This window comes from Parabacteroides sp. 52 (assembly GCF_010500925.1).
GTDB lineage: Bacteria > Bacteroidota > Bacteroidia > Bacteroidales > Tannerellaceae > QVMG01.
The window spans coordinates 15,142-30,967 of record NZ_QVMG01000005.1 but is presented as its reverse complement, the minus strand read 5'-3'; the positions used below and the strand labels follow the sequence as shown (position 1 = coordinate 30,967).

Below are 15,826 nucleotides of genomic sequence, written 5' to 3'. Positions count from 1 at the left end.
TCTGTATCAAACACTTTTTTAATAAAATTGTCATATATAAATGGGGATGTGTTATATTTGCATCCGCATAGTATTAAGCATAAAAGGAAAAGATATTTATGAAGAATGTATTGAGTTTATTCGTAGCGTTTTTGCTACTGACAGGGTGTTCCACAGTGCCTCTTACAGGGCGTAGACAAGTGATGTTAGTTTCGGAACAAGAAGTGTTAACCTCCAGCCTTTCACAATATGGTGAATATATGAAGACGGCTAAAAAATCAACAAGTAAAACCCAAACAGACCAGGTTGTGCGTGTAGGTAAAAAGATTGCTGCAGCGACAGAAGCTTATCTGAAAGAAAACGGGTTGGCGGAGGAAGTAAAAAACTTTTCATGGGAATTTAATCTGGTGCAGGATCAGGAGATGAATGCCTTTTGTATGCCGGGTGGAAAGATTGTTGTCAATGAAGGATTGATGAAGATCGTTACATCGGACGACGAATTGGCTGTTGTCATGGGGCACGAAGTGGCTCATGCCGTAGCCAAACACAGTAACGAACGTATGAGTCAACAATTACTTACTCAATACGGAGGAGCCTTGGTGGGACTGGCTGTCAGTCAGAAGAACGAAGCGGTTCAAGGAGTAGCGAATAGTGTATATGCCTTGGGCTCGCAGGTCGGTGTTATATTGCCTTTCTCCCGCAAACATGAATCGGAAGCCGACTATATGGGATTGATCCTGATGACCATGGCCGGATACAATCCGCAGGTTGCCGTCCATTTTTGGGAAAAGATGTCTGCCGGAGGCGGAGGAAGTGTCCCTGAGTTTTTAAGTACACACCCCAGTGGAGGACAGCGTATCAGTGATATCCAACGTTATCTTCCGGAGATGGAGAAGTATAAAAGAAAATAAAATCAAAAAAGGAGTGGGGACGCTAAACAGTGATCCCCATTTTTTTCATCAGAAAGTAAGCGTTCATATTTTGAGCTATTCCTTCACGTAACCGGTAAGAAAAGGCTAATTCATCCTTTTTTATATCTGCCTCAAACCGGTAGTTTTTTATTTCATCCGGAAATTCTTCTTCGAGGGTACCCAATACAAGGTCGTGGGTGGCAATGATACCACAGGCTTTGTAAGAGACGAGTTGTTTCATTAAAGCGATAGAGCCCTTTTGTTTATCGACGGAGTTGGTGCCTTTGAGAATTTCGTCCAGTATGATAAAAAGCTTTTCTCCCTCTTTCAACCTGTCGATAATCATTTTCAGGCGTTTCAATTCGGCAAAGAAATAAGATTCGTTACTCACCAGCGAATCCGAGGTACGCAGGCTGGTCACTAACTGAGCCGGATAAACAGTCAGTGCCGTGGCAAAAACAGGAGCTCCGATGCAGGCTAGCAGATAGTTGACCCCCACTGTTCGCAGATAAGTACTTTTACCGGCCATATTGGCTCCTGTTATAACCAGGAAATAAGGGCTTTGACGGATATCTATATCGTTTTTAACACATATATCGCGGTGGAGCAGGGGATGGCCTAAGTCTTTCCCTTCCATTTGAAAATAAACATCGGTAATCTGCGGATATATATAATCGGGATGATTGAAAGCGAATCCGGCCAGGGAGCTGTATGCATCAAAGTGGGCCAGGGCATTTAACCAACGTCCGAAGTCTTCCCGGTAGGTCTTTCGCCATTGCTCCAGAGCAAGGGCATGGCGAATGTCTCTCAGATAGAATAGGTTCAGGAGGATACCGGCCAGACTGAAACGTTGATCCAGTGCACCGATGTATTTAGATAACTGTTTGATTGCCGACGATGCGGTGATTCCGTTTTTGTCGGTCAGCTTTTGGGATATATCCCTGAGTTCTTCTGCCTGAAACAGATCCCCTTCTATATTTTTCATTAAGTCTGAGTAAACGGAGAATATATCCTCCATCTTATTCACCGTATGATAAAGATGATTGATGTCTTTGGTTTTTATATAAGCAATAAGGAATGCCATACAAAAGAATAGTCCGGCAAAAACTTCGTCTATACGATTCAAAAATACGCCGGCTAACAGGATCGTCCATACACATGGCACCACCCATATGAGTGTCTTCCAAAGCCTGTTTTGAATAAAAAGAGTTTTTTCATGGAATAACGATTCCAAGAGAGAAGGATTCGGATTCTTTGGGGTTTTTATCGAGCCGGTTACATAAAAATGCTGGCGTAATTCTGTGAAGGATGCCAATTCTGTAATGGCTTCCTGTCGTTTTTGTATTTTTTCTTTGGAGGTGAAAGGGTTTAGAAACCATTCCACCAATAGTTCTTTTCCCGAAGAGGTGACTGTCCGGTTCAAGGATTGAAATAACGAACGTTCTCCAAAAAGATCGAGATCCAGACTGAAAGAGTGCTCCGCCTTATTATGTTCGGCAGCTCCGTCAAAGGCGGAAAAATCATAATCCAATGCCTTCAGTTCATTCTTATTCAATAAAATACTTGTTTCCGTATATGTTTTTCTTGTATGCAGTCGGTTATGGTAGACCATGAATAGGGTAAAAGGAAGGGCATATAAGCCTAAGATGCCGGTGATCACCCAGCCGCTCTCTTGCCGGAAAATCCAACAGCTGATAAGAGCGGCAAGGACCAGAATCAGGCGTATGCTTCCCAATACATGCATTTTCTTTTTTAAATCATTCAATTGCCGGGTAGAGGCTTCTATCTTTTCTGTGTAATAAGTATATACTTTTTCCATGTACGCAAAGGTAAGAAAAAGCAAGATACAGGCGTATACCCGGCTTACATATTGCTATGAGTTGAGTTAAAGACTATAAAATCTATAAAGAGAGCCAATGAGATGCTTCATTTTTAATTAATTTTGAAGCGATTCACAAAATAAATGGTTCTATGAAGAGATGCGTTTTCTTTTTGTTGTTTCTTTCTTTTGTCGAGATTGTTTTTGCCCAGAAACATAAGATATTGGATAATATACCTCCTGTCCGCTACTATAATGCCGATAGTGTCAGGGCGGTGTTGGACAAAGAGCCCTATTTTACCCTCTTCAAGGATAATTATATAATCGGAGGCATTCCCATTGGTTCAGAGCCTACTGCCATCAATTCGGATGTGAAATTTCAACTCAGTATCTCTCAGCGTATCACACGCAGTAAGTTGCCTTTCGATACCTATCTGTTTATTCAATATACACAAAAGAACTTCTGGAATGTGTTTCAGAAGTCACTGCCTATGCGCGAAATGAACTTTAATCCGGGTATAGGATTGGGACATCTGATTGTGTATAAGGATAATTATATCGGCAAAGGCTATCTGATGTTGGAGCACGAATCGAATGGGAAAGACAGTATCTTTTCGAGAAGCTGGAATAAGGTGACCCTGGCTACTTCTATCATGCTCAATAAAAATTGGGAAACACAAGCGAAAATATGGATTCCTATTATAGATAGCCGCAATAATAAAGACATTCTGAAATATAACGGTATCTTCCAGTTTGCAACAACTTTTCGTACCAATAATAAACGATTCAATATATCAGCCTTATTTACCAAACGAAACAGTAAGATGAGTTTCAACTCACAAGTCGAAATCAGCTATAAGTTTAAACAAACGGAAAACCAGTACTTCTTTCTCCAATATTATAATGGGTATGGGGAAAACCTGTTGGAATATAACCAGTATAAGAGTATGTTGCGACTTGGATTCGTTATCAAACCCTCGGATTTTAGTATTTTTTGATGCTGTGGACTGTCTTTGTGGACGGTGGCATATATAGGCACTGGGGTATATGACAGGGGGAAAATAAAAATGCCGATATATATCGACACAAGTGCCGACATATATCAGCACAAGTGTCGACATATATCAGCACAAGTGTCGACGATTATCAGCAATTTTATTTTCTTGCATTTTTTCTATAAAGAATTCAAACAACCTCTCCCCGCAAATAGCGATTCCGGGGTTGATCCGCTTTCCATTCAAAGGGGTTTCGAGCATCTTCAGGAAGCAGGTGGGCAGGAAAAGGGGAGGGGGATGGCATAAAAAAAGCTATCCTGAAGGCAGGATAGCTTTTTATGTCGGTATCTATTACGTACTTACTTAATGATATGGTGTTTCTTGAATATCTTTTCAATGGCTGTAAGGGCGATGTCTAATTGCTCTTTGGTGTGGGTTGCCATGAGAGAAAAACGAATCAAGGTGTCTTCCGGTGCCACAGCAGGGGTTACTACCGGGTTGACAAATATTCCGGCTTCGAATAATTCCCTTACCACGAGGAAGGTCAAATCGTTGTCCCGGATGAAAAGAGGAATGATAGGGGTAGACGTATGTCCTATCTCACAACCCATATTTCTGAATCCGTCAAGAGCATAATGAGTTAAGTCCCACAGATGATCGATACGTTCCGGTTCGCTCAACATGATATCTAAGGCAGCATTGGCAGCAGCTGTAGCGGCTGGAGTGTTGCTGGCACTGAAGATATACGAGCGGGAGTTGTGACGGATATAGTTTGTTATTTCTTTGTCTGCGGCAATAAATCCTCCGATAGAAGCGAATGATTTACTAAAGGTTCCCATGATCAGGTCGATATCCTTGGTGACGCCGAAGTGGTTACAGGCACCTCTCCCGTGATCTCCTAAAACCCCTAAGCCGTGTGCTTCATCCGCCATGATGCAAGCGTTGTATTTTTTAGCTAAAGCAACGATAGCGGGAAGATCAGCTACGTCTCCTTCCATACTGAATACGGTGTCGGTGACAATGAGTTTGATTTTGTCCGGATCGCATTTTTGGAGTTGTTTCTCCAGCGAGTCCATATCGTTATGTTTGTATTTTAATTTTGTGGAGAATGAAAGACGATGTCCTTCAATGATGGATGCATGATCAAATTCATCCCACAATATATAATCTTCCCGACCCGTAAGACAGGAAACGACTCCTAAGTTTACCTGGAACCCGGTAGAATAGACGATGGCATCTTCTTTGCCTACAAATTCAGCCAGGCGTTTTTCCAAATCAAGATGCAGATCTAATGTACCATTGAGAAAACGGGAGCCGGCACATCCGGTACCATATTTCTTTATGGCATCAATGGCCGCTTCTTTGACTTTGGGGTGATTGGTGAGTCCTAAATAAGCATTAGAACCAAACATCAGGACTTTTTTTCCATCAATAATAACTTCTGTATCCTGATCGCTTTCTATTTTCCGGAAGTATGGGTAAATTCCTGCAGCCATGGCTTTTTGAGGAGCGTCATACTTTGCTAGTTTCTCTTGTAAAAGTTTCATATTCGTAAAAGAGAATAAGTTTTCTCGCTATTTTTGTTATTGTTCTATAATGAACGCCGTTTGTCTATACCAATTTGTAAATGAATTGACAAATCCAGGCGCAAAAGTAGTAAAAAATAACTTATAGTGGACCAAATGATATAAAAGTTTTGTAAAAGCACTATTTTTGTCTCGATGTAAAAAATGCTATGATGGAGGAACAACAAATAAAAGTGCATGCAATCATAAATCCAATCTCCGGTGTGGGTTCGAAACGCAAAATACCTAAGATGATTGAAGAGGTTTTTTCCAAGGATAAAGCCGATTTAACGATTTCGTTTACGGAGTATGCCGGACACGCCAGTGAGTTGACATGTCGGGCGATTGATGCGGGGGCCAATACGATCTTGGCTGTAGGAGGAGATGGAACAGTCAATGAAGTCGCCAAGTCGATGTTGTTCTCTGAGGCCGTATTGGGGATAATTCCCAAGGGGTCGGGCAATGGGTTGGCCCGTGAATTACATATCCCCATGGATGTGAAACGGGCTTTGGAAGTGATTGTCAAAGGACGGGTTTCGGCTATCGATAGCTGCAAGGCGGATGACAGAGTCTTTTTCTGTACCTGCGGAGTAGGCTTTGATGCGGCGGTCAGTCAGAAGTTCGCCAATGAAAAACATCGTGGTTCGCTCACCTACATCAAAAATACGGTGGAAGAATATTTAAGTTATAAACCGGAAGTCTATGAGTTGATGATCGACAACCGGACGATCCAGGAAAAAGCCTTTTTGGTTGCTTGCGCCAATGCTTCTCAATATGGAAATAATGCATTCATTGCTCCTCATGCGAATATACAGGATGGGCAGATGAATATAACGATTTTGTCCCCTTTCACTCCCTTGGATATTGCACCTTTGGCCATTCAGTTGTTTACCCGGCAAATAGACCGGAATAGTAAAATAAAGTCGTTCAAGGGACAGGATATAACCATTGTCAGACAGAAACCGGGGGTGATGCATTTGGATGGAGAACCGGTAAAAGCGGGGCGTGAGATACATCTTTCGGTGATGCCTCAGTCGTTGAAGGTCTATATTCCGGATACGGTTTCTTTCACCGAAGAGGTGTATCATTTATTCGGGGAAGTGACTCGTTTCTTTGACAAGCGGCTTCCTTACATTTTCAGATAATAGGCTTGGGTCAGGGCAGTGTATTGAGGGGTATACTGGTGCCGTTTTTCTTCCAATACAAGTTCTTCCGTTTCGATATGTACGGCAGGAGTTTTTGATAATTCGATCAGGATACGTTTAACCGTTCCTCCGGAAACCGGAATGACATGGGTTTTCCTTCTTATATATAATGTATGCCGCTCTATTGTCTGTCTGAGTATTTCTTCCTGGTCGGAAGGCAGGATCAGGCATATGCGTCCCGAAGGGGACAACATTTCTTTGCTGTCGCCGATCAATTCTTCCAAAGAGAGACTCTCTGTATGCCGTGCCAGGTTGCGTTTTTCTTCCGGTGACTTGAGTGAATGTACAAAGTAGGGAGGATTGGATACAATCAGGTCGTATGTTTCTTTTTTTCCCTTTTTGAATGAGGCCAACGGCTGGTGGTGTATATGGATACGATCGGAAAAAGGAGAGGCCTGACTGTTTTCTTTGGCTTGTAAACAAGCGTCGGCATCGATGTCTATTGCGTCAATGATGGCAGTGGTACGTTGGGCCAACATCAGGGCGATTAGTCCTGTGCCTGTCCCTATATCCAGGATGTTTCTGGCTTCTGCTGTTTGTGTCCATGCACCCAGTAATACCCCATCCGTACCTACTTTCATGGCACATTTATCGTGGTAAACGGTGAATTGTTTGAATTGGAAAAAGGGATTCGCCATCGCTCTTATGTATAATCAACTTTGCAAAAGTAATTAGATTTGACTGAAAAGATGTAACTTTGGCACGTTTATTGATGTATCTCTACATTATTCCATTTAAAGACAATATGAAACGAGTCATTCAAACTGTTTCGCCCAAGGCGATAACATGCGTGCGAGTTCCATACGACCGAAATATAAAAAATAATAATGACGTATGAAAGACAAAATAAAATTAGAGAACCCCTATCTTATGTTAGATGATATGGATAATATGGTTATGCCGGTTATCATGGACTGTGATGTGGATGATGATTTTTCACAAGGCCTTGAAAAGATAGGAGAGCAGCTCCCTATTTTACCTTTGCGTAATATGGTTTTATTTCCGGGTGTGGCTTTGCCGGTTATTGTCGGCAGGGCCAAATCCATGCGCCTGGTACGCGAAGCGGTAAAAAAGAAACAAATGGTAGGTGTTGTCTGCCAAAAACAGATGGACACGGAGGAGCCTGGGTTGGAGGACTTGTATCCGATAGGTGTCGTGGCCAGCATTGTGCGTGTATTGGAAATGCCGGATGGCAATACAACTGTGATCTTGCAGGGTAGAAAACGTTTTGAATTAAAAGAAATTACGAAAACGGAGCCTTTCCTTAGTGGGAAAATTACCATTCTGGAAGATTCGGTACCGAAGAAAAGCGACCGGGAGTTTGAAGCTCTTTTGTCTACAATCAAAGATTTGACAATAAAGATGTTGGGTATATCCAGCGATCCGACCTCGCGGGAAGTGATGTTCTCTATAAAAAACAATAAGAATATATTATACCTTGTGAATTTCTCTTGCAGTAATTTGCCGGTAGGAGCGGAGGAAAAACAAGAGTTATTGAAGATAGACGACCTGAAAGAGAGAGCTTATCGTTTGCTCTTCATCTTAAACAGGGAGTACCAGTTGATCGAGTTGAAAGCGGCTATCCAGATGAAGACGCAGGAGGATATCAATCAACAGCAACGGGAATATTTCCTGCAACAACAAATAAAGACGATACAGGAGGAACTGGGAGGTAATATCAACGAGTTAGAAATCAATGAACTTCGAAAAAAGGCTGCCTCCAAAAAATGGCCGGACTCAGTAGAAGAGGCCTTTGAAAAAGAATTGCGTAAATTGGAACGCTTGCATCCTCAGTCCCCCGATTATTCGATTCAGACACAGTATGTACAAACCATTCTCAGCCTTCCCTGGAATGAATATACAAAGGATAACTTTAACCTGAAACATGCAGAAAAGGTATTGGATCGGGATCATTATGGGCTTGAGCAGGTGAAAGAACGTATCATAGAGCATCTGGCCGTATTGAAATTAAAAGGGGATATGAAATCTCCCATCATCTGTTTATATGGACCTCCGGGGGTAGGGAAGACTTCTTTGGGTAAATCCGTGGCAGAATCATTGAATCGTAAATATGTACGTATGTCTTTAGGCGGACTGCATGATGAAGCCGAAATACGAGGTCATCGGCGTACCTATATCGGGGCAATGAGTGGGCGGATCATACAGAACATATTGAAAGCCGGTTCTTCCAATCCGGTGTTTATCCTGGATGAAATAGATAAGGTGTCAAGTGATTTTAAAGGAGACCCGGCTTCGGCTTTGTTGGAAGTACTGGATCCGGAACAGAATAACGCTTTCCACGATAATTACCTGGATATCGACTATGATTTGAGTAAGGTTATGTTTGTGGCTACTGCCAATAACCTGAATACCATTTCCCAACCTTTATTGGATCGCATGGAATTGATCGAAGTAAGTGGTTATATTATGGAAGAAAAGGTAGAGATCGCGGCCAAACACCTTGTGCCCAAACAACTGGAGGCGCATGGTATACCTAAAAAAGCGATCAAATTGCCTAAAAAGACATTGCAGGTCATCGTAGAGTCGTATACACGTGAGAGTGGGGTGCGGGAACTGGATAAAAAGATTGCAAAGATCATGCGTAAGTTAGCCCGCAAAATGGCTTCGGATGAAGTAATACCGACGCAGATCAATCCGGAGGATCTCCATGAATATTTAGGGGCTATCGAATATACGCGTGATAAATACCAAGGCAATGAATATGCCGGAGTGGTGACAGGCTTGGCATGGACCGCGGTAGGAGGAGCTATTCTTTTTGTGGAATCAAGCCTGAGCAAAGGGAAAGGATCCAAACTGACATTGACCGGTAACCTGGGGGATGTGATGAAAGAATCTGCCATGTTGGCACTTGAGTATGTACATGCCCATAGTGACCGCTTTGGTATTTCAGAAGAAATGTTTGAAAATTGGAATGTGCATGTGCATGTTCCTGAAGGAGCGATTCCCAAGGATGGGCCGAGTGCCGGTATAACGATGGTGACCTCTTTGGTTTCGGCTTTTACACAACGTAAGGTGAAAAGTAATATCGCCATGACAGGGGAGATTACCTTGCGGGGAAAAGTGCTTCCTGTGGGTGGCATCAAAGAAAAGATCCTGGCAGCCAAACGAGCAGGTATCAAAGAACTTATGCTTTGCCAGGAAAACAAAAAAGATGTGGAAGAAATAAAAGCGGACTACCTGAAAGGCCTAACATTTCATTATGTGGAAGACATTCACGAAGTGGTCGACTTGGCTTTGATGAAAGAAAAAATAAAGAATCCGCTATTTTAAATCGGGATTAACATAGAAGAGTAAAAAAAGAATAGGAGGAAAATGTTTTATTTTCCTCCTATTCTTTTTAGATTTGTAAGTATATAACCAAGGATATACTTCTTTATAGCGGGTAAACTGCTGTTTTATTTATCCGTTTCTTCTACCTTTTCTTTTTCTTCGGGTTTGAAGTTTGTTAATTCGTTCTTTGTCAGCAGATTGTACCAACTGATCAGTTTTTTGATGTCACTGGGGTGTACCCGTTCGCGGTCAAAAGAAGGAAGCACTTCTGCCATATAGGCACGCAAATCTTCCGGTTTAGCACCGGTGGGATTCAGGGCGCTCTTTCCTCCGTTTTCTTTTTCTTTTATTGCTGTAAGTACCTCGTATAAAGGAACTTCTTCTTCTTCCGTATAAATAGCGATATCCCCTAAAGATATTATTTTATCTTTAGCATATGCAGGTATTCTTTTTTTATCGCTTAATGCTTCAACGATCAGCATGTTTTTCCCTTGAGAAATCAGCTTATACAATCCGGGCTTTCCTGAAATAGACAGAATAGTCTTCAACATAATAATCTCTTTTTGTGTTAAACTTAAAGCTGCAAATGTAGTACAAACTATAGAATTTTTGGACAAAATGAAGAAGAAAACCTTTTAGCGACTGCGGATAAACGAAATAAAATCCTGTACTTGAGGGGTTAAGGCAGTTATGTTATCGTTCAGAATCGTATAATCTGCCCATTCTTTTTTTTGCTCGTCGGGAAGTTGGTTTTCTATGCGCTTCTTTATTTCTTGGGGGCTAATGTCCGAATTGCGTTGACAGGCTCTGGTGATTCTTATTTCCAAAGGGGCGTACACCATCAGGCGGATGTCTACGATTTTATCAAATCCGGATTCAAATAAGATGGCCGATTCGATGACGCAGATGTCAGTTGTTTGTTGGGCAGCCCAATTTAAAAAGTGACGGTTCACTTCCGGGTGAATAATCTGATTGACTGCATGAAGTAATTCCGTATCATTGAATATATAAGAAGCCAATAGTTTACGGTCTAATCCGGAAGAGGTATATATGTTCTCTCCGAAAATAGCGGTTAGTTTATCATGGATAGAAGGCGAAGTGTCTGTCAGTCGTTTGCTTTCTTCATCGGCTATATAAACGGGGATACCCATCAATTCCAGTAAAGAAGCTACTACTGTCTTTCCACTACCTATACCCCCCGTTAATCCTACTTTAATCATTGGAGCGGAATTGTTCTAAGATAAATTCTATTTTATTCGGGGTTATGGTGGTCGATTGTACCCAATCCGGTTTTTCAGTCAATTCAATGGGCATAACTCCAGTGATGTTTTGTTCCAATTCAATATAAGGAATTTGGATAAAGAATTGCTCTTCGGATAAATCCTTAAAACGGGATAAAGGCACACTGCATGTAACCTTTACGGTTGCCGGAAATAAACGGACCGTATAATCGTCCGGAATATTGCTTACTATAACAGGAATGTCCAGTGTTTTATCCGTGAACTCTTCAATCGGTATGGTTATAGAGACCGATTCGGGGTTGTAAACAATGCCTTCTGTTTTTTGCAGAGAGATGATCCGGGTCATTGTTTTATCGGCTTTAGATATATGGGTAAAGACTGTTTTTACTTCTTTGAGAGTGTCAAGAACAACATCCGCAGCATATGCCTGCACTACAGACGGACTGATCAATAGGTCTCCGGATTGTTGAAAACCCGCAGCCGGACTGATATTTCCGTCAAACCTTACAGGTATTTCTTTTTCAGCCTGTTTGCTATAGTTTAGGTGGATATGTGCCGGATCAAAGCCGATCAATGTGGTCGTAGTCAACAATTGTTTATAGATATCACTTTCGATATTTTTTCGTTCAATTGTCACTACCCCTTTGTCTTTGGGCATACTTTTCATGTTCGCCTCGATAGGAGTAAAGGTGCGTCCAAAGGTATAGTTTAAGAGTACACTTCCTTTGTCTCTTACCCGTGCAATAATTTTGTGAGGAACAGTGTCGGTAAAAGTAATATCTGGAGGTACGTTCTTATATCTGACCGGAATGGATATTTCTATTTCATATTCCTGTTGCAGGCTTTGCAGATACCAGAATCCGAAAGAAAGAAGTAGAAATGAGAAAAAGATTAATGCCTCTTTCCATCTTTGACGATATAAAAAGGCTTTAATCTTTCTCCGGACAGACTTGAGTGATTGTTCAAGTCGTGACATAATATCAGTGTTATTTCTGTTGGGCGTCTTCTGTAGAAGCAAAAACAGATGTTTTATCTATACGGATACGTACTCCATCTGCAATTTCGATTAACATATAGACATCACCAATCTCTTTGATTTTACCATAAATGCCTCCGGCAGTAACGATTTTATCTCCGGCTTTTAATGCTTCACGTGCTTTTTGGATATCTTTTTGTCTTTTTTGTTGGGGACGGATCATAAAGAAATAAAAAATGGCTACGATCACTACCATCATTAATATGCCGGACCATTGTCCACCGCCAACACCACCTGCAACAGGTGCTTGAAGCAAAATACTTAATATACTCATCTGTTATATCCTTTTTAGTTAATATCTACTTGCTTATAATACAAATGTAAGTATTATTCTTAATCTTTGAATAATACCTTTTCTTTTTTTAACTCCTGTACGATCGAATCAAGTATTCCATTGATAAATGTGCCACTTTTGGGAGTACTGTAATATTTGGCCGCATCAATATATTCATTCAGGGTTACATTGATAGGGATCGTTGGGAAGTTCATGATTTCAGCCAGAGCTACCTGCATAATGATTAAATCCATATTGGCGATACGTTCGGTTTCCCAATTCTTCATATGTTTGTCAATCCGCTCCCGGTAGTCTTTGCCGTGCAATAATGTCTGTCGGAATAATTTGATTGCAAACTCTTTGTCTTCTTCGTCTTTGAACATGGGCAAAAGGCTTTGCTTACTTCCCTTTTTCTCATCGAAGCGTTTGATCGTTTTTAAGGTGAATGTTTCAACGATATCAATATCGTCGTTCCAGTAAATGCTTTTGTCTTCCAGAAAATCTTCCACCATTTTGTTGCCGCAAATATGCTTTTTAAAGAAGGCACGCCAGAACTCTTTGTCGGTTTCGTAAGAATCTTCCGGGTTTTGCAAATAGGCTGCGTAGGATTCGGAGGTCAATACTAAATCCAATATGTTTTTTATAAAATCCGAATCGTTATCCCATGAAATACTATAGGCTGACAAGTATTCTTGCAGTTCTTTGTTTTCTGCCAACTGGGCAACAAAACGATTGTTCATTAATCGGGTGTTCGGATTCTTATCTTCTTCCGTTGGCACTAATTTGTGCTTACGGTTGTCCAGGATGCGTTCATGTAAGTTGGTGACGTCAAGAATAAGAAGTAGGAAGTAGTGATATAAGTCATACGACTTTCGTAAGCTGAAGAGTAATTCTTTTTCAGCTGTTTGGATATCTCCGTTTTCGTTTTGATAGAAAGAATAGACTATCTGTAAAACCTTAATTCGGATTAAAACTCTGTTGATCATTGTTTGAAGGAACTTCTTGTTTTATTGACCACAAAGGTAGGGATTCTTTTGATAATACACGCGGAGTAAAGTGATTTTATTCGTTTCTTTTCAAAATAGGGTTTATATGGTGTAAAGAGAATGAGTTTTATTTGGTAAAAATAGTTGTTATTTTAAAAAAAATGCACATATTTGAAGCTAGTTATGAAAAATGGGAAGAAATTTTAACGAATGGAGCTGTCATGGAAGAATCGAATAAAAAATCGCATGTTGAAGGTGGCGACAAAGAGATACTGTACTCTAAAGCCATAAAAGCAGGAAAACGTATCTATTATTTGGATGTTAAAAAGAATTTAAAGGATGACTTATTCCTGGCTGTTACTGAAAGTAAAAAGGTGCAGTCTAAAGATGGTGCTCAGGTTACCTTTGAAAAACATAAGATCTTTTTGTACAAAGAAGATTTTGAGAAGTTTATGGATGGAATGCATGAAGTGATTAATTATATCAAACAACGCAACCAGTCTATGGATAGTGGTATGGAAGACGGGGAAGATGGGTCGGCAGATGACATCAAATTGGATATTGACTTCTAAAGGAGAACAAAGATAAAAAGATAACGGGCTGTTCTTTTCAATAAAGAACAGCCCGTTATTTTTAGGTCTAATTATTAACCGAGACCTATTTCTTTTGCTATAAGCTTGTTATGCCGGATGGATTGCTTCTGTGGGACATACATCCGCACAAGTTCCACAATCAGTACACATTTCAGGATCGATAGCATAAATATCACCCTCTGAAATTGCTCCTACCGGACATTCGTCAATACAAGTACCGCAAGCAATACAATCGTCGCTAATTACGTAAGCCATTTTTGTAAACTTTAAAATTGATAACTAATAGTCGTGCAAAAATAGGATATTCTTTGTACATATAAAACATATGCACTCTTATTTTCTTCAAATATTTGTTTTTGGCAATAATTTGGAAGCTTCCCCGTTATATTATTCAAAACTGTTGAAAGGTTGAGACGAATATTCTTTTTTATTACAATTATGTGCCTGACTTTTTCAAATATGATGGCACAAGTGGAGCGAGTGAAGAACCAGCCCTATGCCGATATGAAATTGTATCATCTGGGCTTTCATGTAGGGATTCATTCGCAGGATTTGTTGTTGACTCAAAATGGAGTGATGAACAACGGAGAAATCTGGTTTGCAGAGATCCCCTCTTATTCACCCGGTTTTAGTGTGGGTGTGATAGGGGATATGTATTTAAACCCTTATTTTAACTTACGGGTATCTCCTTCCCTTCATTTTGGAGATAAGAAGTTTATTTTTCGGGAGCAAAATTCGGAGGTGGAATATAGAACCAATGTTCGCTCCACTTATGTGACTCTGCCTGTAGATATAAAATACAGTGCTTTCCGCCTGAATAACTACCGTCCTTATTTGATTGGAGGTATATATGGTGCCTTGGATATCGGACGAAAGAAAGGACATCCGCTTTTGATGAAAGGCATTGATTATGGATTGGAATTTGGCATAGGTTGTGATATTTATCTTCCTTTTTTCAAGTTTTGTCCGGAACTTAAATTCTGCTTTGGATTGGCAGATGTGTTAGAAAAGAATCGAACAGACTTAACAGATAAAGAATTGATAAAATATACAGATGCTTTATCCAAAGCGACTTCTCGCATGGTCATTCTAACCTTTAATTTCGAATAAATAGTTCTATGTAGATGTATGCGGCAGGGACAGCCAATAGAATACTGTCAAAACGATCCAACATACCCCCATGTCCCGGTAGTATGTTTCCCGAATCTTTGACATCCAGTGTTCGTTTCATGAGTGATTCAACCAAATCTCCCCAGGTACCAAATATCACAACAATAAAGGATAATCCCAACCAGTTGTACCAGCTTATTTCTTGTATATAGGCGGCAAAAGCTTGTGAGGAAAGAAGGACTACGACCAATCCTCCCCAGAATCCTTCCCATGATTTTTTAGGGGATATACGTTCAAATAAACGATGTTTACCCAAAAGACTTCCAACCAGATAAGCTCCGGTATCATTTAACCATATGAATACAAATATCGCCAGGACCCAAAGGGGGGTATGGATAATTTCTCCGGGGGTATTCGGTATAGCAGCAATGAAATTCAAAAGAGAAAAGGATCCAGCACAATAGAGCTGCCCAAAGATTGTGAATGACCAGTTTTTTATAGGATTACTTTCTTTATCGTATAATTCAGCAACCAGTACGCTTATCAGGAAAAGAATATAGGGAAGAAAAATAATCCCATTAATCAAATCGTTGGCATATATAAAGGTGGCCCCAAAGAGATAAACGCCTCCGAGTGAATAAATCGTCTTTTTGATGGGGGCGCTATCGTGAAGTTTAACCAATCCATAGAATTCCCATAGAGTTAAAGCTGTAATCAAGCTGAATATAACAAGAAAAGAAAAGGGATGAATAGAAATAGAACTGACGATGAGTGTAACAAATATTATACCTGTTAAAGCTCGTATGACCAGGTTTTTCAAG

16 protein-coding genes are annotated in these 15,826 nt (G+C 40.5%); 6 read left to right on the top strand and 10 right to left on the bottom strand.

The annotated features are described in order from the left end of the window. The first annotated feature begins 98 nt into the window (after nt 1–98). Nucleotides 99–890: a M48 family metallopeptidase gene (locus D0T51_RS04770; RefSeq protein ID WP_163725901.1), complete on the top strand. Its 792-nt coding sequence runs from the start codon at nt 99–101 to the stop codon at nt 888–890. A 22-nt stretch (nt 891–912) separates the two neighbouring features. Here the strand turns inward: D0T51_RS04770 and D0T51_RS04765 are convergent, their stop codons facing one another. Next, a complete protein-coding gene (locus D0T51_RS04765) occupies nt 913–2,709 on the bottom strand; it encodes a DNA mismatch repair protein MutS (RefSeq protein ID WP_163725898.1) in 1,797 nt (598 codons plus the stop codon). Nucleotides 2,710–2,861: 152 nt separating this feature from the next. On the opposite strand from D0T51_RS04765, the gene D0T51_RS04760 reads away from it, so the two are divergent. Continuing rightward, nucleotides 2,862–3,707, top strand: a complete 846-nt coding sequence (locus D0T51_RS04760; RefSeq protein ID WP_163725895.1) for a phospholipase A — start codon at nt 2,862–2,864, stop codon at nt 3,705–3,707. Nucleotides 3,708–4,063: 356 nt separating this feature from the next. Here the strand turns inward: D0T51_RS04760 and D0T51_RS04755 are convergent, their stop codons facing one another. Then, complete coding sequence (locus tag D0T51_RS04755) at nt 4,064–5,251, bottom strand: pyridoxal phosphate-dependent aminotransferase family protein (RefSeq protein WP_163725892.1); 1,188 nt, start codon at nt 5,249–5,251, stop codon at nt 4,064–4,066. Between the two features lie 191 nt (nt 5,252–5,442). On the opposite strand from D0T51_RS04755, the gene D0T51_RS04750 reads away from it, so the two are divergent. Beyond that, complete coding sequence (locus tag D0T51_RS04750; RefSeq protein WP_163726120.1) at nt 5,443–6,414, top strand: diacylglycerol kinase family protein; 972 nt, start codon at nt 5,443–5,445, stop codon at nt 6,412–6,414. Here D0T51_RS04750 and D0T51_RS04745 read toward each other — a convergent pair. Beyond that, complete coding sequence (locus D0T51_RS04745) at nt 6,399–7,112, bottom strand: tRNA1(Val) (adenine(37)-N6)-methyltransferase (RefSeq protein ID WP_163725889.1); 714 nt, start codon at nt 7,110–7,112, stop codon at nt 6,399–6,401. The two genes, D0T51_RS04750 and D0T51_RS04745, sit on opposite strands and share 16 nt — an antisense overlap. Before the next feature lie 196 nt (nt 7,113–7,308). Between D0T51_RS04745 and lon the strand changes: the two genes are divergently transcribed. Next, nucleotides 7,309–9,765 carry an endopeptidase La gene (lon, locus tag D0T51_RS04740; RefSeq protein ID WP_163725886.1) on the top strand — a complete coding sequence of 819 codons (2,457 nt, stop codon included), beginning with the start codon at nt 7,309–7,311 and terminating at the stop codon, nt 9,763–9,765. Nucleotides 9,766–9,890: 125 nt separating this feature from the next. Here the strand turns inward: lon and D0T51_RS04735 are convergent, their stop codons facing one another. The 5 genes from D0T51_RS04735 to nusB form a co-directional block, all read right to left on the bottom strand. Beyond that, nucleotides 9,891–10,316: a DUF5606 domain-containing protein gene (locus D0T51_RS04735; RefSeq protein WP_163725883.1), complete on the bottom strand. Its 426-nt coding sequence runs from the start codon at nt 10,314–10,316 to the stop codon at nt 9,891–9,893. Between the two features lie 84 nt (nt 10,317–10,400). Further along, nucleotides 10,401–10,985 carry a dephospho-CoA kinase gene (gene coaE / locus D0T51_RS04730; RefSeq protein ID WP_163725880.1) on the bottom strand — a complete coding sequence of 195 codons (585 nt, stop codon included), beginning with the start codon at nt 10,983–10,985 and terminating at the stop codon, nt 10,401–10,403. Next, the gene (locus D0T51_RS04725) at nt 10,978–11,982 is read right to left on the bottom strand and encodes a YbbR-like domain-containing protein (RefSeq protein WP_163725877.1); all 1,005 of its coding nucleotides are present in this window, start codon (nt 11,980–11,982) and stop codon (nt 10,978–10,980) included. The genes coaE and D0T51_RS04725 overlap by 8 nt, the downstream gene beginning before the upstream one ends. 10 nt (nt 11,983–11,992) lie before the next feature. Continuing rightward, nucleotides 11,993–12,316, bottom strand: coding sequence for a preprotein translocase subunit YajC (gene yajC / locus D0T51_RS04720; protein WP_163725874.1), 324 nt, complete (start codon nt 12,314–12,316; stop codon nt 11,993–11,995). Nucleotides 12,317–12,375: 59 nt separating this feature from the next. After that, complete coding sequence (gene nusB, locus D0T51_RS04715) at nt 12,376–13,302, bottom strand: transcription antitermination factor NusB (RefSeq protein ID WP_163725871.1); 927 nt, start codon at nt 13,300–13,302, stop codon at nt 12,376–12,378. 221 nt (nt 13,303–13,523) lie between these two features. On the opposite strand from nusB, the gene D0T51_RS04710 reads away from it, so the two are divergent. Then, the gene (locus D0T51_RS04710) at nt 13,524–13,874 is read left to right on the top strand and encodes a DUF3276 family protein (protein ID WP_163726117.1); all 351 of its coding nucleotides are present in this window, start codon (nt 13,524–13,526) and stop codon (nt 13,872–13,874) included. 108 nt (nt 13,875–13,982) lie between these two features. Here the strand turns inward: D0T51_RS04710 and D0T51_RS04705 are convergent, their stop codons facing one another. Then, nucleotides 13,983–14,150 (bottom strand): DUF362 domain-containing protein, encoded by a 168-nt coding sequence (locus D0T51_RS04705; RefSeq protein ID WP_163725868.1) that lies wholly within the window; start codon nt 14,148–14,150, stop codon nt 13,983–13,985. Nucleotides 14,151–14,357: 207 nt separating this feature from the next. Here D0T51_RS04705 and D0T51_RS04700 point away from each other — a divergent pair, with 207 nt between their 5' ends. Beyond that, nucleotides 14,358–15,005, top strand: a complete 648-nt coding sequence (locus D0T51_RS04700; RefSeq protein ID WP_163726114.1) for a porin family protein — start codon at nt 14,358–14,360, stop codon at nt 15,003–15,005. Here D0T51_RS04700 and D0T51_RS04695 read toward each other — a convergent pair. After that, nucleotides 14,992–15,825 (bottom strand): phosphatidate cytidylyltransferase, encoded by an 834-nt coding sequence (locus D0T51_RS04695; RefSeq protein WP_163725865.1) that lies wholly within the window; start codon nt 15,823–15,825, stop codon nt 14,992–14,994. The two genes, D0T51_RS04700 and D0T51_RS04695, sit on opposite strands and share 14 nt — an antisense overlap. Nucleotide 15,826 lies beyond the last annotated feature (1 nt).

Excerpts from the sequence above, each read along its gene's own strand:
- D0T51_RS04770 (WP_163725901.1), top strand. The coding sequence starts at position 99 with ATGAAGAATGTATTGAGTTTATTCGTAGCGTTTTTGCTACTGACAGGG.
- D0T51_RS04765 (WP_163725898.1), bottom strand. The coding sequence starts at position 2,709 with ATGGAAAAAGTATATACTTATTACACAGAAAAGATAGAAGCCTCTACC.
- D0T51_RS04760 (WP_163725895.1), top strand. The coding sequence starts at position 2,862 with ATGAAGAGATGCGTTTTCTTTTTGTTGTTTCTTTCTTTTGTCGAGATT.
- D0T51_RS04755 (WP_163725892.1), bottom strand. The coding sequence starts at position 5,251 with ATGAAACTTTTACAAGAGAAACTAGCAAAGTATGACGCTCCTCAAAAA.
- D0T51_RS04750 (WP_163726120.1), top strand. The coding sequence starts at position 5,443 with ATGGAGGAACAACAAATAAAAGTGCATGCAATCATAAATCCAATCTCC.
- D0T51_RS04745 (WP_163725889.1), bottom strand. The coding sequence starts at position 7,112 with ATGGCGAATCCCTTTTTCCAATTCAAACAATTCACCGTTTACCACGAT.
- lon (WP_163725886.1), top strand. The coding sequence starts at position 7,309 with ATGAAAGACAAAATAAAATTAGAGAACCCCTATCTTATGTTAGATGAT.
- D0T51_RS04735 (WP_163725883.1), bottom strand. The coding sequence starts at position 10,316 with ATGTTGAAGACTATTCTGTCTATTTCAGGAAAGCCCGGATTGTATAAG.
- coaE (WP_163725880.1), bottom strand. The coding sequence starts at position 10,985 with ATGATTAAAGTAGGATTAACGGGGGGTATAGGTAGTGGAAAGACAGTA.
- D0T51_RS04725 (WP_163725877.1), bottom strand. The coding sequence starts at position 11,982 with ATGTCACGACTTGAACAATCACTCAAGTCTGTCCGGAGAAAGATTAAA.
- yajC (WP_163725874.1), bottom strand. The coding sequence starts at position 12,316 with ATGAGTATATTAAGTATTTTGCTTCAAGCACCTGTTGCAGGTGGTGTT.
- nusB (WP_163725871.1), bottom strand. The coding sequence starts at position 13,302 with ATGATCAACAGAGTTTTAATCCGAATTAAGGTTTTACAGATAGTCTAT.
- D0T51_RS04710 (WP_163726117.1), top strand. The coding sequence starts at position 13,524 with ATGGAAGAATCGAATAAAAAATCGCATGTTGAAGGTGGCGACAAAGAG.
- D0T51_RS04705 (WP_163725868.1), bottom strand. The coding sequence starts at position 14,150 with ATGGCTTACGTAATTAGCGACGATTGTATTGCTTGCGGTACTTGTATT.
- D0T51_RS04700 (WP_163726114.1), top strand. The coding sequence starts at position 14,358 with ATGGCACAAGTGGAGCGAGTGAAGAACCAGCCCTATGCCGATATGAAA.